This window comes from Actinomyces sp. HMSC065F11 (assembly GCF_001813085.1).
Taxonomy (GTDB): domain Bacteria; phylum Actinomycetota; class Actinomycetes; order Actinomycetales; family Actinomycetaceae; genus Gleimia; species Gleimia europaea.
Genome location: NZ_KV811465.1, coordinates 26879 through 46839 on the forward strand (window position 1 = coordinate 26879; position 19961 = coordinate 46839).

Here is a 19961-nt window from a genome sequence, read left to right on the forward strand (position 1 = left end):
CTTATCAAAGCGCCGCCTACGCGACCTCCTAACAGTGAGGTTTCGTCCCATTCACCTGCTTATCGGCTTGCTTCTGTTCAGTTTGGGATTTGCGTTTGTGGCACAAATTAAGATCCAACGATCGGATCCACTTGACGGCCTGAATGAAGACGAGCTGGTGTTACTGCTTGACCAACTAACCGCTGCCGAAAGCCAGCTACGCGACGAAAAGGCTGAGTTGACTGACCAAATCTACAAGTTACAATCGGCCCATTCCCAAGGACAAGCAGCCGTGGAAGCCGCCGAGAAGGAGCGTGAACTTGCTCGCATCCTTGGCGGAACCACACCCGTGCACGGGCCCGGGCTCGAGATCGTTGTGAACCAGGGGAGCAGTCCGATTCCTGCCCAAAAGTTCGTCACTATGCTGGGCGAACTTCGCAACTCGGGGGCGGAAGCTATCGAATTGAACGGGAATCGGATTGTGGCCACATCCTTCATTACGTCGGACGATGACGGCGTCTTGAGCCTTTCTGGGACTGAGCTGAAGGCTCCATACACGTGGAGGGTGATTGGCGATGCGGACACTATACAGCCGGCCCTAGACATCGCCCGCGGCACCACCTCGCAACTTCGCGCGTCAGATGCAACCGTCGAAATCACGCGTGTAGATGACATCGAGATAGATTCCACGGTTGCCCCCAAGACATACCGCTACGCTAAGCCCGTCGAGTAGCGCTGCCGTGTGGTGGATAACTTGTTCCAACGGAACTAAACTTGAAGGATAGATATTCGATCCCCGTCGACGAAGGAGAAGGCGATGTCCCTAAACAACACGCCAGATCCCAATGAAACCGCCATTTTTGGCGCATTGGACACGCCAAGTGAACCCACAGAACCGTTTACTCGCCGTCCGCTTTCGGCCGCCGATCAAGCCGCGGTAGACGCGCTACCGTACGGTTCGGCTCTCCTCATCGTTCAACGTGGTCCAAACTCCGGTGCCCGTTTCCTCCTCGACAAAGAGGTAACTACGGCAGGACGAAGCCCAAAGGCTGATATTTTCCTTGACGACGTCACCGTCTCGCGCCGTCACTGTGAATTCCGCGCCGTTGACGGGGGCTTCGTTGTGCGCGATTCCGGCTCTTTGAACGGCACCTATGTTAACCGCGAACGCACTGAGAGTGCCGAGTTACACACGGGCGACGAAGTACAAGTTGGCAAGTACCGCCTTACGTACCACCCATCGAACAAAGCTTCATGAGCGCAAAACGGCTCCGTTTAGAAAATGAGACACCAATATCTTGGCCTCGTGATGTTTCTCATGAGGCAAGGTTTTCTATTGGTCAGGTAACCGAACAGGTTAAACCCGAGTTTCCTGCACTCACGGTGTCTAAAATCCGGTATCTAGAATCGGAAGGCCTGCTTGAGCCTGAACGTACCGATTCCGGGTACCGGAAATACTCCAGCGCAGACATAGAACGGCTGCGTTTCATTCTGACGGAGCAACGTGACTCTTACCGCCCGCTTCGCGTTATACGCGAGCAACTTGCCGCGCTCGACGCGGGTCACGAGATCGACCGGATGCCTACCGCAAGGGTTGTGTCTGACAAGGGCGTAACTAAGGTACCCTCGCGCGAGCATGTTTCGGTTCGTGAGCTTTGTGACCTTACGGGCGCCTCAAAGGCAGAGATCGAGGAATTCACCACGCTTGGCTTGCTCTCTCCGGACCTGAGTGGGTACTTCCGCACAAAATCTGTAAAGGTAGTTGAACTTCTGCTGCAGATCCGCAACGAGGGGATTAGCCCGCGCAACCTTCGCACGGTGCGCCAAGCTGCCGAGAGACATGCGGATATCATCGACACTACGGTGCAGCCACTTCGAGCACGAGGTCGCGCCTCAGATATTGAACGGGCACGAGCCAGGAGTGCTGAGATTGCAGAACTGACAGCCGATCTGCATCGTGAGTTTTTGCGCATGGCAATCGAGAAACTTTCAGATAGTTAGACGAATTCGATAACAAAATAGTCTCAAGTTAAACTTGAAGGTAAGGCGCGCCGCGCGTTTCATTGACGCCGCGCTTATTCCGTTCTAGCGTTGATCTCAGTTTGACCATCAACCTAATAGTCGCGAGGAGATATTCAGTTGGTACCAGATAATGGAGCCGCTACGGCCCGGCAGGGCATGCTGTTTGGCGACGTCCTCGCGCACCTCACGCCCGAAACCGGATACCGCGGTCGCATCGCCTGTCAGGCGGCTGGCATAACTTACCGCCAGTTGGATTACTGGGCGCGCACTGGCCTTGTGGAACCGTCTATTCGCACGGCACAGGGCTCGGGTTCACAAAGGCTTTATTCGTTCCGCGACATCCTCGTGCTGAAAGTGGTGAAGCGCCTTTTGGACACCGGCGTCTCGCTGCAGCAGATTCGTACTGCTGTCACGCACTTGAAAGACAGGGGAGTGGACGACCTCGCTTCAATCACTCTTATGAGCGACGGGGCTTCGGTTTACGAGTGCCGCTCACGTGACGAGATGATTGACCTAATCGAGGGCGGTCAGGGCGTGTTTGGTATCGCAGTTGGTCACGTTTGGCGCGAGATCGAGGGCTCGCTAGCTGAGCTTCCTAGTGAGGAGGCCGAGCCGGTTCTTCCGGTTGAAGATGAGCTTGCCAAGGCAAGGCGCGCTCGCCGTAACGCTTCTTAAAATATCTTCGAAGTATTGGGGTGGAACAGATCAAACTGTTCCACCCCAAAGCTTTATTCTGCGCCGGCTAAGCTTCTGCATACTGCCGGCGCAGTTGGGCTACGTCTAGCCTGCGCGCCTTCCTAGCAGCAATCGCGCTAAACAGGAATGACACCAGGCCCCAGAGCAGGAGGGGGATGGCCGTTGCCACGATACTGGTTAGGTTACCGCCAACTACGGTGTGGGTTAGACCGTTCATGAGGGCGGATAGCGGCAGCAATCCAGAAATCATTTGGAACGCACTAGGCGCGGTCTGGATCGGAATGAGTCCTCCAAGCGAGACCACCTGTACCACTAGGAACAGTAACGCCACTATGCGCCCCACGCGCGCTCCAAAAACAGCGAGGAGTGCCTGATTGATTGCGGTGAAAGAAACTACTCCAATGGCCATAATGATTGAGGTTAAAGCGAAGCTCTTTGGAGAAACACCGAACAAACCAGCAATAATCGCAACACCAATGGCTTGTACCAATGCGAACACTAACGCCGGGCGAAGCGAGTTCCAGGCCACCCGCACGGGCGCGACTGAAGAAGCTAGTTCCCGACGGCGCAAACCGGGCATAGCTAAATACGTAGCAAACGCTCCCAACCACAACACTATCGCTGCGGCCCATGGGAATAGCGTGTTGGCTTCACTCGTCTTGTAAAGGGCAGCATTTTCAGACCGGATCGGAATCGCCCCCACATTCACAATGCGGGTACGCTCTGCGTCCGTGTAGCTTGGCACCTGATCGACGCCGCCCTCAAGCTCGGTGGCGAAGCGCGAGGTACCCTCTATCAGCTGCCCGATACCTGCGTAAAGCTCGCTAGTGCCCCCGGCAAGCTGATCGGTGCCTCCTGCCAGCTGGCTCGCTCCGCTTGAGCTTTGCCCCGCGCCGTGGGCCAGTTGCCAAGTTCCGTCTTCGAGCTGGATGAGGCCAGGATTCAAAAGCCTGAGGCCCGCTGCAAGCTGGCTGGCACCATCCACGAGGCCGAGCTGGCTTGGCGTTCCATCGAGGCCACTTTGAAGTTTTGCCGCGCCATCGGAGAGCTGGCTAAGTGCCTGCGACATTCCGAGGCTACCGGGCGTACCGTTCACCCCGTCGCGTAGCTGTGCAATACCTGCGGCAAGCTGGCTCGAACCTTCGCGCAACCTTTCCAAATCTGCGCTAATGCCGGCAAAACCTCCGGCATCTTGGAGTTGTTTCACTAACTCTTCTATGCGAGTACTGATCTGTACGATCTGATCGACGAGCTCATTAATTCCGGACCGGGTGAGTAGCTCATTCAGCTGGGCAAGCGCCTGATCCAAGTTGGGATCGTTCTGAGGAAGATTTGCAAGGGCCTGCTCGAGGTCACTCACAGTCTGGTTAAGCGCTGCGCAATACTCCGGGGTCTGCGTGGCATCGCACTGGGCAGCCAGCTGCTTAAGGCGGGGGAGAGCGCCTATATTCTGATCCGTACCGTAGATGAGGCCGCGTACGTAATCGAGCAGGTTCTGTGAGTCTTTGATGACGTCACGGATCTTTTCCACCTCAGCGGTAATCTCTGCGGATGAAGGCAGGTTATCCAAGGTTCCATCCGGAATCGCGTTCTCGATCCGCGCGAGGGGTTCGAGCACCTGGTTTAGACCATCTACCAGCTGATCTATGCCTTCGCTTAGCTCTTTGGATCCGTCGGCGAGTTGCCGGGTTCCTTCGGCAAGCCCGCCTGGCTCGTTGACGCTTCGCTCCAACTGGTCAATACCGGATTTCAGCCCGGGAGTTGCGTTCGTCCCCACGAACCCATCCCGCAACTGTTTGGTTCCCAAAGCAAGTTGATCAGCACCATCCGCGAGCTGGCCCACGCCGCCACGCAGTTCGCTTACGCCACCGGCAAGCTCATTCGCGCCGCCGTACAGCTGGTTCAATCCGGCCGCCAGCTGTGCGGTTCCGCCAGCAAGTTCGCGCGCGCCCGAGGAGAGCTGGCCGGCTCCCTCGCCAAGCTTGTTTACACCATCATCTAGCTGTTTGGCACCGTCTGCGGCCTGGCCTAATTGATCCTTCATGTCACCAAAGCCAAGGAAGATCTCATCCAGCATCGTCTCGGTGAGGGAGTGCCCCATTGTGGTGGCAGCGACTGCCGCAATCTGGGCAGAGATGCGTCCCATGAGCTCAGATGACGCGTCATTAGACGTCACGGTAATAAGTGCGGGAGTAGCTGCGGTAGTCCCAATGGACGTCACATTCTTAGAAAAGTTTTTTGGGATGGTGATGACCGCTTGGTACTGCCCAGATTCAAGCCCGCTTCTCGCAGTTTCTTCCGTGACAAGTTGCCAATCCAGGTTCAGATCGACGGGCTCATCGGGATACATGAGGCCTCCGGCCAACTCGCGCCCGATGGGCACCGTAACTTCTTCGCCATCAACCACCATTTTGGCGCCCTCGTCCATGTTGACGATCGCGGCGGGAATCTTGTTGAAGTTGTTCGGGCGGTCTGGAAGCGACCATAGCGTAAGCGCCGTTGCCAGGATGGGCAGTAGCACTACGGCCACGAGGGCCCGTATATCTCGTCCGGTAAGTTTCATTACCCATTCACCGCCAACTTAACGCGTACTTCATATGAGTCTTCATTTGCGAATTCATCCGTGTTTTCCGGCCCGAGCAGCAGAGCGCCGCCCGCCTCGAGGATCTCTTGGACCCTGGCCTTCTCCACCTCGCGAAGAGGCCTGTTGACAAGGAGCAACATGGGTTTAGAAACCTGCGGGATCTGTGTAGCCAGGTCATCAAGGAAAACACTGCGTGCAATAACTCGGCTGGCCTCGTCGCGGCTTGAAATATCGAACACGTAGATCGATCCGGTGTGGGGGAGGAGCCTGGCGCCAAATGCGGCAAGCATCGCAGTACAAGCCGCCGGATCGCCGGTGAAGCGGATAATGTCGCCCGGGCGCACGGCTAGTTCTACGCCGCTTACAAGGTCACCGCGCCGGTCTCCAATGCTCACATTCTCAGCTCTGGCGACAACCTCGCCATATTGGCGTTGCCAGTCCACGTGTTTGAAGTGCAGGTCCATGCCGGTTCCTTCAACATCGAGATGGGGGAGCATCCGATCCAGCCACTTCGGCAAGTACCACGCCTTGTCACCCAGAAGTTGGAGGACGGCGGGCACCAGCGTCATTCGTACCAGGAATGCATCCACGCCAACGCCGACCAGCAGGCCGAATGCGATTGGTTGGACGTAGAACGAGCCGTCGGGGATAAAGCCGGAGAACACAGACATCATGATGAGGGCTGCGGCCACAACCACCGGGGACGAGCCCACGAATCCCGTGCGAATGGACTCTCGCGCGTTACCACTGTGCGCGTAGTCTTCTGCCATTCGTGAGACCAAGAACAGCTCGTAGTCCATTGCCAGGCCAAAAAGAACGCCCATGAGCATGATTGGCATGAAGGAAATGACAGGGCCTACCTGGCCTATTCGCAGCAGGTCATTACCAACTCCATCGATGAATACCCACGTGGTCATGCCAAATGCCGCGGCCACGGAGAACACGTATCCAAGCGTGGCTTTGATCGGCACCCAAATCGAGCGGAACACAACCAGCAAAATGATGAGCGAGAGCCCCACAACGACTGCTCCAAATGGCAGTAGCGCAGAGTACAGCTTCTCTGATACATCGATCGCTACGGCCGCCGAACCGGTGACCATCACGTTAGAGATGTCGTATTTAGCTTCCCAATCAGGCGCTGCATCCCTAAGAGCATGCACTAGCTGTTCGGTTTCTACGCTATCTGCTCCGGTCTTGGGGATCACCACGACAACACCCAAATCAGCGCTGCGGTTAGGTGTAGAAAGCTGTACCTGATCAACGCCGGGCATCTGCTCGATTTCAGACTTCATGCTGGCCATTAGGCCCAGCGGATCCCTCGAAGTAACGATGTCACCAATCACAACCAGCGGCCCGTTAGCTCCCGGGCCGAACTCCTCGGCTACGAGGTCAAAGGTTTGCCTGGCCATCGTGGATTCATCTTCAACGCCATTATCTGGCAGAGCTAGGCGCAGATTTAGCGCGGGAATAGTCATGACTACAACCAAGGCAGTAACGCTCAAAATGGTGAGCCAGGGGTGCGAGGTTACGGTTTTCACCCACCATGCAGACAGGTGTCGTTTACGCCCGGAATCGGCTTCGTCCTCGCCATTCTTTAGCTTTCGCCGCTTAGGCCGTAGGCGATCTCCAAGTACGGCAAGGAGCGCGGGCAGGCCAGTTACTGCCATTACCGCCGCGATAGCAACAGCCAAGGCCGCTGCTAGACCCATAATTGTGAGGAAGGGAATGCCCGCTACAAACAGCGCCGTCAGCGCAATAACCACTGTCATCCCCGCAAAAAGCACGGCGGCACCCGAGGTGGCGATGGCACGCGGAATCGACTCTTCGACGGTGTAACCCTCAGCCAGCTGATCCAAATGTCGTGACACAATAAATAGGGCGTAATCGATTCCCACAGCCAAACCCAGCATGATAGCAAGCGTTGGGGTAGTGGTAGAGATTGGCACAAAGGCGGCCACTATCATCGTGATTCCCATGGAAATACCAACGCCGAAAAGAGCTGTAATGATCGGCACCATACCCGTCTTAAACGAACGGAATGCGACCGATAAAACCATAAGGGCCAGGGCTACACCCACTGCTTCAAGAGGGGAGAGGGGGATCTCGGTGAGCGACATAATCTGGCCGCCAACGTGCACACTCAACCCGGCTTGCTCTGCCTGTTTCGCGATGCTCACCAGCTCGGATACAGAGTTGTCATCAATCGAGTCGAGGCCAAATGAGAACTGTACCTGCGACATTGCATAACGATTATCATCTGACACCAAGGGAGCCATTATTGAGTCATCGAACGGGTCAGCTACAGCGGTCGCGTACTTAATGCTCTTTGCCTGGTTGAGCACAGCGGTAATCTCATCCCGATAATCCCAGATGTTACCGCCCTTCGGAGCCCCGAAAATGACCTGGCCTGCGGTTCCAGACAGTTCTGGGAAACGCTCAGCCATTACATTCAGGCCATCTTGCCCCTCGGTGCCGGGGATAGTGAAGTCGTTCGTTAGCTTACCGCCCAAACCGAACATCGCAGCTATAACCGCGGCCAGGATCAATATCCAGGCAAGAAGCACCGTTTTTGCATGCTTAACCGTGGAGGTGGCTAGCCGAAACAGAATCGATGACACTATGGTTCCTAAACACGCGATACGTTGTTTCTTCGATTCTATTATTTATTCGCCACGCTTGAAGACCTAGAATGCTCCGAGCGCCACCGCGAAGTGGTTTCGTAGTGGGCGCGGGTCAAGGCAAGCGCCACGCGCTCTCACTCCTCAGGATTGAGAGGGGTAGAGGCACCTCTCTCGAGTTACGCAGAACCATATTTAATAATGACATAATGTACATTATCGGATCAGCATATTAGATTGAGCCCTTTGTGGTCGAGGGTCTTTTGCCCTAACGCCGCTCGATTCGCGCATTCAGCTGAAATATTTACCAAAGCGATAGCGTTTATGCGTTTAGACTACGAGCAAGTTCGAAGAAAGGAAAACAGATGGCAGATCGCGCACTACGCGGAATGCAGATTGGCGCTAAGTCGCTAGAGACCGAAGATGGCATCGTTTTTGCTGATCGCCAGCAGCGTCGCTACCAGTGCGAAAATGGGCACGTTTTTGCGGTGACGATGTCGATCGATTCTGAGCCGCCAGCAAACTGGGAATGCCGCTGCGGTTCGCCCGCCGAATACCTTGGCGATGCGGAACCTGAAGAAGAAAAACCAGCAAAACCACAGCGTACGCACTGGGACATGCTTCTTGAGCGTCGTAGCGAAGAAGAACTCGAAGTTTTGTTGCAGGAGCAACTTGAGGTGCTTCGCCGCGGCGAGTTACGCAACGGCGTTGCCTACAGGCGCTAAGCAAAGGTAAAGATTAAGCAAAGCTTGCAGTGAGCATTGTGGTCAAGCAGCGGAGCACCTCACAGAGCCCCTCTTGGCCCCCAAAAAACGCAGATTTGATCTTGCCCACTCCTCCCCCGCGGTCATATATGATCGCGGGGTTCTGCTTGCACCTCGGGTTCGTTTACACGGAATAGTCGAAGCCGCTGATGTCTTTCTTCGAGGCCACGTCGTCCTCGCGCAGGAAGTCCATCTGCTTGATTCCTCGAATTGCTGCCACGATCGAGATTGGGAAGGTAACCACCATCTGGTTCAACAAGCTGATATTGGAGTTCACGATCCGTTTAGAAGCAGCGAGCTGGTCGTTTTCCTTTGCAATCTCACTTTGGAGATTCAGGAACTGCTGCGAAGAGAGCATCTGCGGGTAGTTCTCCCCCACTGCGAAAATATTTCGCAGTGCATTGTCCTGAGAGACCATTGCGTCATTCATCTCTGCAACCGACGCCCCACGGCGCAGTTTTACGATGTTCACAAAAAGCTTCTCTTCATGCTGCGCGTAAGACTTCGCTACCTTCAGCATTTCCAAAATAGTGTCATACCGCTTGGCAAGAGCAATATCGACGTTCTTCTTCGACTCTTCAATAATGACCAGGTAGCGCGACATCTGGTTGCTTTTTGCAATAAACCAAAAGACGATCAACAATAAAATGATCGCAACGGTAAGCCAAATATACAAGTAAGAATTCATTGATTCTCCATTCACAACTGGGAATTAACCTTATCTAACAACGTGTAAAACTGGCCGAGCTGATTCTGCACCTTTTTATACTCGCCACTAAGAGAAAGACTTTCAATCTCTTTTCGGCTAGAGGGACGCTTCAGAATATGGGCGTCCGTGTAAAACGAGACCGCAACCCGTTTCTCATCCATTGTCACAGTAATTGGGCAGCCTTCCCTATACTCCACAAGAGTTCTAAGCAGGTATGGATTCAAGAGCGTGCGGCTGGAGACCTCATCAGTGCAATAGACATTGAACGTCTCATTGAACCGAATGTCTTCCGTCTCAATCTTCAGTTCACCATCCTGGGCTTTGGCATAGCCTTTTTGTTTTTCTCTGCCAAACAGCCCACGAGTTGTGGGCACGATGCGGATGTGGCCGCGCAGTCCCGTGGGATACTCAGCGGTCAGCACCTGCCCATTAAAGTCCTCCACGGTACGCGTATTACCGTCGGAGTCCTCGTACGTATGATAGGCCCACAAATTGCAAAACTCCGTGCGCCTTTCATCATTGAACATAATGTGGCAGTTTGGCGAGTAGCTCTCCGCTCTTGGAGTAACTACTTTCAAAATACGCTTCTCAATGCCGCTGTTGTAATCAACCTCCGCGTTTGGAATAACCTCGTGGAGCACTGGAAGTAAGAAGTGTTCCACATAAGACGCCGTAGTTTTATTTCTGATTGCTGTGCGCTGCTTGTTCCAAAAATAGATGAGGGCTACGAGTGCCACCATTATGACGGTTTCATTTCGGAGCCAGAACACCAGAATAACTAGCGTAGGAATCCCAATCCACAGCATCTTGTACTGCTCTGACACGCTGGAAACCATGCCCGCCTTGATCTCATTCAACACGGCTTGTTTCTCTGGTGAACTTTCGATTTGTTCGATCCGTGCAAGCACCGTGGAGTCCGCGAAGAATGGATGCTGCTCAGCCATGTTGCGATTCCCCCGTGGTTTCAGCCGTACTGGATCATCATAATTGCTCCGTTGAGCTAAGTAAACATAGCGCCCAAGTTAAGCCACAACTGCAACAGGGTTACGATTTGTTGAACTTAGCGGGCGTACCTTATTTCACTACGCCTGGAAACAGTTCGTATAAACCCCGCAAGCATCAAGAGTCCGCCCAGTGTCATAACCGCATAATTCAGGTACTCGCCCCACCTTGCACTGAATGTGAGGCTGGTACGGAGGGGCACTTCTTCAACAATCCAATCGGCGTGGTAAAGGTCAGTAACTTTGAGTACGGTTCCGTTGGGTCGCACGATAGCCGATACTCCATTAGTGGAAACCTGCATGGCGGTGCGCGACATTGACATGGCCCGCAATCGCACCATCTGGAGTTGCTGCGTGGACTCCGGGGTATAGCCAAAAGACGAATTATTCGTAGGAACAAACAACATCTGCGCGCCCAGCTGCGTGGCCTCACTGAAAATGCGTTCGTAAGCGGCCTCGAAACATATTCCAACGCCCATCGTGAGCTCTTGATCCGCCAAATCCACCTTCATGATGCCCGGCTTAGTACCCGGGAGCATATCGGTAGATACCTTCGCAGTCTCCTTCGACAGGATCGACAGGTACTCGCGCATCGGTATATATTCACCAAAGGGTACAGGCAGCTGCTTTGTATATATGTCGCCTACAGAACCATCGGGATACCAAACTAGGGCTTCGTTCCAGCGAGCTTCGTCCTCATAGCGCACCACACCAACAACGAGGGGTACACCGGCACGCTTTGCCAGCCGGTCCAGCATTGCCCTCGCTTTAGCGTCACTACGCGGGTCGCGGTCCATCGAGTTCTCGCCCCACAAGATCACGTCCGCTTTCATACCGGAAGCCAGCGCCTCCTCGGTGGTCTGTACGTGATTCTTCGTGACCTTCAAATACTGCTTGAATGTAGCATCCGCGGGTAGCTCAATATTGCCCTGGATCACGCCTACACGCAGAGTACCCGCCTCCGCGCGTCCATCAAGGGTGAGCATAAACGGTGATGCTAGTAGCAACGCGGCAACAATTATCGCGCCCACGCGTTGAAGCGGCCTGGCGTCTAGTGACGGCACCAGAGAGATGGAGCGACGAATCAACACTGACGAGGTCACTATAACGAGACCGATTGTGACCTCCGAGCCCCAAGGGGCAAGCGTTTGCAAAGGCCCATCAACCTGCGAATACGCGAGGTAGCCCCAGGGGAAACCGCCAAATGGCACACGGCCACGTAACTGTTCGACTGCCACCCAGAGCACGCCTACGCTTACGGCATACAGCAAGGCAGAGCGTTGCACCGCATTAATCTGGCGCACCCACGCCACCGCCAGCCCAAACAAAGCGAGAAACAGAGCCTGCACTGTTGCCAGCGCGAACCATGGCAAATAGCTTCCCACCGAAACCGTAGCCCACCAAATATGGGGTAAGAAAAATCCCAGCCCAAACACAAAGCCGTACCAGGCGGCTCGGCCTGCCCTCGACCTATCCAGCGCGGAAACCAGGAGGATTATGGACGGGAATACCAGGAACCAGTACGAAAGATCCGGAAATGCCGCCCACATCAGTGCCGCCGCGGCCGCGATTTGCGTGTAGTCGAGGAAGCGGCGACGTTTGGGAAGATATCCGCTCATGCGGAGCCCTCAGCCAACGCCACTACCGAACGCCGGATGGAGTCGGCGGCCGTATGTGCATTGGTCCGCAATGGTTCGCTAGCACTCGAAGCAATCTGCCCAAGCGCGTCGATCACCTGGCGGCACCAGCGCACCCAGTCCCCTGGCGGTAAATCTGCGCTGCGCACGGCAGAGGCGAGGTCATCCCCCATCACCCACCAGTAGATTGCCGGCATGATGCCGTACTCCAGTGGTCCGGTGCTAGGCGCGTGCGCGTCGTTTTCCGCCCTGTTCACATCTTTCAAAATCCGCTCCAAGTCGCGTAGCGCCCGGGCCAAAGCGCTGGACGGACCACCGGGAATATCCGACTCCGGATCGTGATCTTTCCTCGGTTCAAAAACACAAGTTGAGACAGCTGCGGCCAGCTCCGCCGGAGTTAGCTCATCCCATATCCCGCCGCGAATCGCCAAAGCCGTAACCAGATCGTGTTCGCCATAAATACCACGCAGAATCTGCCCAGCTTCAGTAACCTCTTCCCCGTGCAATGCGCCCACTCGATCCAGAACATCCACAATCCGGTCAAACCTATCCGACAGTGAGGAGGTATCTGCCTCGATCTTGTCTGCCAGACGCAGGTAGTCTCGGCGAGCGCTCAGCCAAGCCCTCGCGACGCGGGCATGCTCGTCACGATCAGGGCAAGAGTGCACCGGATGGTTACGCACCTTACTCTCCAGGCGGTCAATCTCAGCTTGCACCGCACGCGGGATAGGCATCTTCTTGCGTTTGGGCTCAGCGATACGGCCCTCTTTACGCATGGCTCTAAGCTCGGAAGAAATCGCCGCTTTGAAACGTGAAGGCCGGCGAATATGATTCTTCTTAATTCGCATGTGACCAAGTACCGACACGCCATGCGGGAAAGAATCCGCCGTCACTATCTGGACGCGCCCATCCGCGCCAATTACTTGCACGGACGGCCCGTTTCGGCCCGGCCGCGGATCATGCACCACAATCGCATCAATGCTCCGTTTGCGCCCCGGTAGTGCTACCACTTCACCCACGCGCAGTTTTGCGATTGCGCGGGCAGTGTCAGCCGACTGGTTTGCCACCCGCAGTTTTGCTGAATCCTTCTGCAACCGGGTCAGGTCATCGCGCGCAATAAAGTAGGAGTGCGCATCACCCAGCTCGCACTCGAAACCATGATCGAGCTCTTTCATCCGCTCCTTTGCTAGACGCGTTTCGCGCGCTACCCCTACCAGTTTTCGGTCAGCCTGGAACTGCGCGAAGGATTCATCCATAACCTCGCGTGCCTGTGCCAACGTTCCCGCAGCCGCCAGGTTAACCACCATGTTGTAAGTAGGACGGAATGCAGAAATCAGTGGGAACGTGCGCTTAGAGGAAAGGGATGCGACCTCCTCGGGCACAATATCGGAGCCGTACACCACCACCGCGTGGCCCTCAACATCGATACCTCGCCTACCCGCACGGCCAGTCAGCTGTGTGTATTCCCCCGGCGAAAGATCCACGTGTGCAATGCCGTTGAACTTACGGAGCGAATCAAGAACCACGGTTCGCGCCGGCATATTTATGCCCAACGCCAGTGTTTCCGTTGCAAAAACAACCTTTATCAGACCAGCGGCAAAAAGCTTTTCAACCGTTTCTTTCATGACCGGTAGCATTCCCGCATGATGAGCGGCAATACCCGCTTCTAGCGCGGCGGCCCATCGCGCAATACCCAGAACCCCGAGATCCTCAGCCGACAGTGAGGAAACAGCCTCATCCACCACCGCCGCGATTTCTTGTGCCTCCTGCCGAGTGGTCAAACTAACCCCAGCGCTGTAAACCGCGTCCAGGGCGTCCTCGCACCCCGCACGCGAAAAAATGAAGAAAATCGCGGGAAGCAGATGGGCCTGCTCAAGGGAAATCACTATCTGTGGCTTGGACACGCGGCTGGCTCTGCGTCCGGCTCCACGCATTCGCCGCCCGCCTGCGAGACCGCGGGCAACCTCATGTGGTGAACGCGATTGGATGCCCTGCGACCTAGCGATGGCGTGACGTAGCTGCGGATTAATCTTGCCGCGCAACGCATGTCCACCTTCACGGGTGGGCTGATACAAGTCGTAAAGCTTACGCTCTACCATCATGTGCTGGTATAGCGGCACGGGGCGCACCTCAGACACGATCACACTACAACCACCGCGCACCTGATCTATCCAAGCGCCAAACTCCTCCGCGTTCGACACGGTTGCCGAAAGAGCGACGATTTGGACGTGGCTCGGCATGTGAATGATTACTTCTTCCCACACCGGCCCGCGGAAACGATCAGCCAGATAGTGGACCTCATCGAGCACTACCGCACCAAGATCGGTTAGGTCTGTGCCCGAATAGATCATGTTGCGCGCAACCTCGGTGGTCATAACCACCACGGGAGCATCTGCATTAAGCGAAGTGTCGCCAGTTAGTAATCCAACATTTTCACTGCCAAGCTCGGCCACGAACTCGAGATACTTCTGGTTAGACAGAGCCTTAATGGGCGTTGTATAGAACGCGCGCTGTTGCCGGCGTAGCGCCATGTGCAGGGCGAACTCCCCCACCACGGTCTTGCCTGAACCTGTTGGAGCCGCAACAAGAACGCTACGCCCCTCCTCTACTACTTCTAGAGCAGCGCGCTGAAAATCGTCCAGCTCAAAATCAAACTGACTGGCAAACTGGGCGCGCGCAGTTCGCGCATACTCGTTTCGTTTTTTCGCCGCCCGGTAGCGTTCGGCAGCGGAGAGTTCCTGATTCATTCCGCGCTCTCATCCTTCGCGTCCAGCCGTGCCAAAGCGGCATCAAGTTCAGCCTCTTCCTTCGCCATCTTCCTATCATGTCGCCGGTCATGAATATAGGAAATCCCCACAGCTACAAAGTAGAGAGCCAACATAGCTAGCGCCTGGAACGTCATATTCCAAGGGTCAGGCAGCGGATTAGCAAGGGCTGTAAACACGAATGCAGACACTACCGCCCAGCGCCATGCCTTTAGCATCGAAGAGGCGCGAAGCACGTTCATCTGGTTCAAACCAACCATCGCGAGGGGCACCAAAAACGATATGCCGAACACAATCACGAGCCGCATGTAGAAGCTGAAATACATCGAGGAGCGCATAAGCATGACAGCTGAGTTTGGCGCGAACGATGTGAGGATACTAACCGCATGCGGCATGATCCAAATGCCAAAACCTGCGCCCGTAGCGAACAGGATGGCACCCGCGATCGTGAATATCACCGCGTAAATCTTTTCCCGCTTCTTCAACGCGGGAGCAATGTAAGCCCAGATCTGGTAAACCCACCACGGAGTGGTTAGTACAAAGCCCGCAAACAACGAAATTTTCAGCTTCAAATCAAAAGCGGCCGAAACCGTCTCAAAGTTGAGATCCGCGCTCACACCACGGGCACGCAGATCACGCAAGGGCTGCGACATATAGTCAAAAATGTAGGGGTAGAGGAACCAGCCGACCACCGCCCCCACCGAAATACCTAGAAGGATGTATATGAGGCGGCGCCGAGCTTCCCTTAAATGATCAACGAGGGGCATTCGCCCCTCGGGATCACGTTTCGTAAGCTTGGCCATAACCTGTAGCGTTATTTATCTTCCTCAACCGAGTCGGAAGGCTTTGTTGAAGGTTGCTCTTCGTCCGTTAGCTCCTTCATTTCCTTCTTCAAAACCTTCGCGGACTTACCGAGGTTCTTTGCAATCTCAGGTAGCTTTGACGCACCAAAAACGATGATCAAAATAATCAGAAGCACAATGATGTGCGAGGGTTTAAATGCGCCCATGTTTCCTCCAAAATACGAAATATTAACTTCATTCTACTTTACTGATTCCACTCGGCGCGAAAGAAGTCGCGGTTGGTGCGCGCTTTTCGAGCCCGCTCTTTCGCCGCCTCCAAAATGTCAGGACGGTTCGTATCTTGTATCCACGGGCCCGCCATCAGCATCTGAGTTGCCATCCACTGCTCGTCAAACACTTCGAACACTGCGCGCATCAACCGGTTGTAACGCTTAATCGTCGCATTCGCCTCTACAGCAGACTTGCCCCGCGGCTCGATGAACATCCAAACCTTTTTGCCCCGATCCTGCCCGCCCGCATCAGCAGGAGCTACCTTTGTGCCCGTGCGAATGTTTTCCATCCGGTCCAAGCGAAACGCCCGCTTTTCTCCCTTATCTAAATCGATAGCCTCCACAATCCAGTGAGGTCCAGCCTGGCGCAAACCCAGCGGGTAAGCACTGCGCTCACTAACGTGATTAGCGTTACTCACATACTTAAACTGCACCGAAGTGTTTTGCCCAATCGCGAACTGGACCACCTGACGATGCTGCGAAACCTGCTCATCCTCAAACGAAACAAGCTTAGAAAAGTCCAGTTTAAGGCCGCGCGGAGCCAAAAGCTTAAGCGCTGCACTAAACGCAGTCTCCCGCATGTCCACCGGAAGAAGATAAGACAAGAAAATGAGGCCGGTTACCAAACCAATTGTTTCATCATCGGACAGCCCAATTTTTTCACTCACCCGGTTCATGTCTTGGAAAGTGACGTAGTTGCTCTCTTCAAACATGAACCAGTCCAGGCCGAGGTCTTCATCCGGCGCGCCGTCACCAAACCATGCCTCCCCCAAAGTCACAACCGCGTCCCGCACTAAGCTTTCGCTAACCCCAAAGCGGTCCGCGATTTCACTCACCTCAGCCCCGCCAACCTCCTGCAACCAGGCGAGGATCGTAAACATTAGAGTATCTTTGCTTGGATTAGACACTACTCCCCCAACGCTTCAATTCTGCGATCCACAGCACGCACCAACGAAGGCGGCCCCAACACCACGATGTTGTCAATCTCGCCAAGCACGCGCTCAAGCCAAACCCCCAGCGAACCGGCCTTCCCCTCATGGATTTCCCAACCGGATGGAACGGGTTGACCAGTAGCTCTCGTGTGCTGGCGAGTCAGCAAAGCCGCCCCCTCTTTAATCGCCAGTGTTGGCGAAATGAGGAACAAGCCGCGATCATCATCCTCAGCAGGAGCCGTAACAATAGGCTCATCAAGAATCTCAATATTGTTCTCATCAACACGCGACAGCCTAAACGTGCGTTTATCCTGCCGCCCGCGATCATACCCGCACATGTACAAATTGCCGTCTTGCAAAAACATGTACCACGGTTCCACGGTTCGCCGAAGCACATCACTATAGGGCTTTTTATAAGTGAAAACTACCAGCTTCCCCTCAGTCACGGCCCGAGCGAAAGCAGCCACTGCACGCAACCCACTCAAACTCGTCTGCGGCATACTACCCGGATTCGTCAAGATCGCATGTAGGCGAGCATAAAAATTTGGCTCCCGATCCTTCGACCACAAGCCACTAGCCGCGTGCACCAACAGCTCTTCAGCCGGCGTCAAATTAGCTTCAATACCCGCTCCCTTTTCAAGAATATAAATCTCGTCACCCGAATGATTCACACCGGTTTTGAGATTGAAACCCATATCCTTCAAATCAGCCTTGTCACGAGTAAACCGGCGTTCACGAGCCGGGCCCTGCACCTCATAGCCCGGAACGAGATCGAAAATCTGGGTTGCGGTCAGCCCGAGCTCACGCTTAGACAAAGCCAATACTAGGCCCAGAAGGCGCTGTCCTCGCGACGTATCAACATTCATGCTTTCACCCTAACCGCTATGCTAGGCGTGTGTTGCAACGAAATGCCAAGGTCTTGAAACTCGCGCGTTCCTGGGGCCGCGCAACCGAACTCGACGCAGAAATTACGGCTGCGCCCGAAGGCGCAACTTGCTTTCTACCCGGCGAAACCGTCCGCGCAATCGCACTTACGAAGCTAGTTGGACAAATCGGGATCGGCGATGACATTCGGATCGACTGCTCCGCACTGGCAAAGAACCTCGGCACGGGCGGGTACGCCACGGTTCTATCCGGCTCTCGGCTACCCGCTGATTCCTTGCCCACGGCCGGCCACATCGTGAAGGCCCGCTACATGCCCCACCAACACGTCGTGCAAAGTGTTGAAGAACCGGACTCCCCGCACCACCGGATCATGGCTGAGGCCACCTCCGTTGAAGGAGCTCCGGTACTTGTAGCGGACCTGCATTCGGCTGTTCCTGCCGTAGTGGCTGGAATTCGTAGCCAAGATCCTACCGCGCGCATCGCATACGTCTGGGATGACACAGCCGCTCTCCCCCTCGCTTTCTCCATGAGCATCGCAAAAATGAGGGAATGCGCAGACCTCGATTGCACTATCACCAGCGGGCAAAGCTTTGGAGGTGACCTCGAGGCTGCCTCCATGCCATCGGCACTTCTAGCAGCCCGCCACGTCGCGAAAGCCGACTACATAGTTGTAGCCCAAGGCCCAGGAAACCTGGGCACCGCAACCCGCTGGGGATTTTCTGGCACCGCCACCGCCCAAGCCCTCCACGTGGCGCACGCTCTTGGCGGCAAACCCATCCCCGTTGTGCGCGCCTCGCAGGCAGATCCACGCCCAAAACACCTGGGGATCTCCCACCACACGCTCTCAGTACTGAACCAGCTCGTGCTCATTCAACTTGACGTGCCCATCGTGGATAGCAACTCTCTAAGCCTATCCGAGGCCGCGAAAACCGCACTCGAGAATGGGGCCCGAGCGCTCGCGCAGCGTCACACCGTGCACCGCGTGAGTAGCAAGAGCGCTCTCGCCTGCCTCAAACACGCAACTGTTCCACTTCGAACGATGAGTAGAGGATTGAGCGAGGACGCGCTCGCATTCGCCGCTGCAAGTGCCGCTGGGATCTACGCCGCTAGTGGGCGGCAATCCCGCTAACTAGGCCACAGGTGCTCTAGAGGCGCGAGGCTGAAAGCTCTGTAACCAGGATGCCGCGGGCACCCGCGTCATACAGCTCGTCCATAACGCGGTTGATGTCGCCGCGTGGAACCACCACGCGCACTGCCAGCCAACTCGAGTCAGCAAGTGGCGAGATCGTAGGCGATTCAAAACCTGGCGCCACCGCAACTGCCGCAGCCATGTCCCGCTCGTGCACGTTGTAATCGACCAGCACGTTTGCGTGGGCACGCATCACGCCATCCAGCCGGCGCTGGAGGACCTTTACCTGCGGATCGTCGCGGTATTCCTCACGCCCAATCAAGATGGCCTCGGACTGCAACAGGATTGGACCGAACACTTCCAATCCCGCGGCTCGTAGCGTTGAGCCAGTTTCCACAACATCGGCAATCACGTCCGCAACGCCCAGCTGAATGGAGGATTCTACTGCTCCATCTAAGTGCACGACCTCGGCGTCAACGCCCTCTTTTTCCAAGAACTGCTTCACAAGATGGTCATACGAGGACGCCACACGCTTACCCTCGATGTCGATAAGCTCGCTCATTTTGCCCGCAGGAGCCGCAAAGCGGAACTTTGACTTGGCAAAACCAAGCTGTTGGAACTCAACGGCAGGCGCACCGGAGTCAAGCAGGAGGTCGCGTCCGGTAATACCGACGTGAATCGTGCCTTTACCCACGTAAACCGCAATATCGCGCGGGCGGAGCAGGAACAGTTCGACGTCGTTGAGGTTGTCAACGAGCACGAGCTCCTTACCTCTGCGGTTTACCTTGTATCCAGATTCGCGCAGCATCTCTACTGCGGCTTCGTGTAGCGAGCCCTTATTGGGAACAGCAATTCTTAGCATTAGAGCTTCCTATAAATATCTTCTAGGGAAATACCTTTTTTAACCATCATTACTTGCGTGTGGTAGAGCAGTTGCGAAATCTCAAGCGCGGCGTCATCATCCGACTCGTATTCACAGGCCATCCACACCTCGGCAGCCTCCTCAACGATCTTCTTCCCGATCGCATGGACACCCGCATCAAGCTCCGCGACCGTTCCAGAGCCTTCCGGCCTCGTTACCGCTTTGGTGGATAGTTCGTTGAAAAGTTCCTCAAATGTCTTCATGAAATTGATGATAACGAAAAGTGGGCGCGGAACGAGTCCGCGC

Annotated in this window: 18 protein-coding genes; 6 read left to right on the forward strand and 12 right to left on the reverse strand. The window is 55.3% G+C overall.

The features are described from left to right. The first annotated feature begins 97 nt into the window (after positions 1 to 97). From HMPREF2891_RS01060 to HMPREF2891_RS01075, 4 genes are all read left to right on the forward strand, one after another. Positions 98 to 712, forward strand: coding sequence for a DUF881 domain-containing protein (locus HMPREF2891_RS01060; RefSeq protein ID WP_261666819.1), 615 nt, complete (start codon positions 98 to 100; stop codon positions 710 to 712). Between the two features lie 84 nt (positions 713 to 796). Then, on the forward strand, positions 797 to 1237 hold the full coding sequence (locus HMPREF2891_RS01065) for an FHA domain-containing protein (protein ID WP_070620273.1): 441 nt from the start codon (positions 797 to 799) through the stop codon (positions 1235 to 1237). Further along, entirely contained in the window at positions 1234 to 1980 is a 747-nt protein-coding gene (locus tag HMPREF2891_RS09905) for a transcriptional regulator FtsR (protein ID WP_070663569.1), read from the forward strand. Before HMPREF2891_RS01065 ends, HMPREF2891_RS09905 begins: the two co-directional genes overlap by 4 nt. A 177-nt stretch (positions 1981 to 2157) precedes the next feature. Further along, complete coding sequence (locus HMPREF2891_RS01075; protein ID WP_034507728.1) at positions 2158 to 2676, forward strand: MerR family transcriptional regulator; 519 nt, start codon at positions 2158 to 2160, stop codon at positions 2674 to 2676. A gap of 67 nt (positions 2677 to 2743) precedes the next feature. Here the strand turns inward: HMPREF2891_RS01075 and HMPREF2891_RS01080 are convergent, their stop codons facing one another. Together HMPREF2891_RS01080 and HMPREF2891_RS01085 are read right to left on the reverse strand one after the other, a co-directional pair. Further along, positions 2744 to 5260: a YhgE/Pip domain-containing protein gene (locus tag HMPREF2891_RS01080; protein WP_070663571.1), complete on the reverse strand. Its 2517-nt coding sequence runs from the start codon at positions 5258 to 5260 to the stop codon at positions 2744 to 2746. Continuing rightward, on the reverse strand, positions 5260 to 7899 hold the full coding sequence (locus HMPREF2891_RS01085; protein ID WP_070663573.1) for an MMPL family transporter: 2640 nt from the start codon (positions 7897 to 7899) through the stop codon (positions 5260 to 5262). The genes HMPREF2891_RS01080 and HMPREF2891_RS01085 overlap by 1 nt, the downstream gene beginning before the upstream one ends. Before the next feature lie 365 nt (positions 7900 to 8264). Here HMPREF2891_RS01085 and HMPREF2891_RS01090 point away from each other — a divergent pair, with 365 nt between their 5' ends. Continuing rightward, positions 8265 to 8624 (forward strand): RNA polymerase-binding protein RbpA, encoded by a 360-nt coding sequence (locus HMPREF2891_RS01090; RefSeq protein ID WP_070620262.1) that lies wholly within the window; start codon positions 8265 to 8267, stop codon positions 8622 to 8624. A gap of 163 nt (positions 8625 to 8787) precedes the next feature. Here HMPREF2891_RS01090 and HMPREF2891_RS01095 read toward each other — a convergent pair whose 3' ends face one another. The 8 genes from HMPREF2891_RS01095 to HMPREF2891_RS01130 all read right to left on the reverse strand — a co-directional run bounded on the left by HMPREF2891_RS01095 (position 8788) and on the right by HMPREF2891_RS01130 (position 17645). Then, a complete protein-coding gene (locus tag HMPREF2891_RS01095; protein WP_070620260.1) occupies positions 8788 to 9351 on the reverse strand; it encodes a LemA family protein in 564 nt (187 codons plus the stop codon). Between the two features lie 11 nt (positions 9352 to 9362). After that, positions 9363 to 10316 (reverse strand): DUF3137 domain-containing protein, encoded by a 954-nt coding sequence (locus HMPREF2891_RS01100; protein ID WP_070663575.1) that lies wholly within the window; start codon positions 10314 to 10316, stop codon positions 9363 to 9365. 116 nt (positions 10317 to 10432) lie between these two features. Further along, positions 10433 to 11992, reverse strand: a complete 1560-nt coding sequence (gene lnt, locus HMPREF2891_RS01105) for an apolipoprotein N-acyltransferase (protein WP_070663577.1) — start codon at positions 11990 to 11992, stop codon at positions 10433 to 10435. After that, entirely contained in the window at positions 11989 to 14757 is a 2769-nt protein-coding gene (locus HMPREF2891_RS01110; protein ID WP_070663578.1) for a DEAD/DEAH box helicase, read from the reverse strand. Before HMPREF2891_RS01110 ends, lnt begins: the two co-directional genes overlap by 4 nt. After that, entirely contained in the window at positions 14754 to 15578 is an 825-nt protein-coding gene (tatC, locus tag HMPREF2891_RS01115; RefSeq protein ID WP_070620251.1) for a twin-arginine translocase subunit TatC, read from the reverse strand. The genes HMPREF2891_RS01110 and tatC overlap by 4 nt, the downstream gene beginning before the upstream one ends. Positions 15579 to 15589: 11 nt before the next feature. Then, complete coding sequence (gene tatA, locus HMPREF2891_RS01120) at positions 15590 to 15784, reverse strand: twin-arginine translocase TatA/TatE family subunit (RefSeq protein ID WP_070663580.1); 195 nt, start codon at positions 15782 to 15784, stop codon at positions 15590 to 15592. A 38-nt stretch (positions 15785 to 15822) separates the two neighbouring features. After that, positions 15823 to 16755, reverse strand: coding sequence for a helix-turn-helix transcriptional regulator (locus HMPREF2891_RS01125; protein ID WP_070663582.1), 933 nt, complete (start codon positions 16753 to 16755; stop codon positions 15823 to 15825). Next, positions 16755 to 17645, reverse strand: a complete 891-nt coding sequence (locus tag HMPREF2891_RS01130; RefSeq protein WP_070663585.1) for a helix-turn-helix transcriptional regulator — start codon at positions 17643 to 17645, stop codon at positions 16755 to 16757. The genes HMPREF2891_RS01125 and HMPREF2891_RS01130 overlap by 1 nt, the downstream gene beginning before the upstream one ends. A 29-nt stretch (positions 17646 to 17674) precedes the next feature. Between HMPREF2891_RS01130 and HMPREF2891_RS01135 the strand changes: the two genes are divergently transcribed. Then, the gene (locus HMPREF2891_RS01135) at positions 17675 to 18793 is read left to right on the forward strand and encodes a DUF3866 family protein (RefSeq protein WP_070663587.1); all 1119 of its coding nucleotides are present in this window, start codon (positions 17675 to 17677) and stop codon (positions 18791 to 18793) included. 16 nt (positions 18794 to 18809) lie between these two features. On the opposite strand, the gene hisG is transcribed toward HMPREF2891_RS01135, so the two are convergent. Continuing rightward, positions 18810 to 19655, reverse strand: a complete 846-nt coding sequence (gene hisG / locus HMPREF2891_RS01140; protein ID WP_070663590.1) for an ATP phosphoribosyltransferase — start codon at positions 19653 to 19655, stop codon at positions 18810 to 18812. Beyond that, positions 19655 to 19918, reverse strand: coding sequence for a phosphoribosyl-ATP diphosphatase (locus tag HMPREF2891_RS01145; RefSeq protein WP_034507902.1), 264 nt, complete (start codon positions 19916 to 19918; stop codon positions 19655 to 19657). Before HMPREF2891_RS01145 ends, hisG begins: the two co-directional genes overlap by 1 nt. Positions 19919 to 19961: the final 43 nt, after the last annotated feature.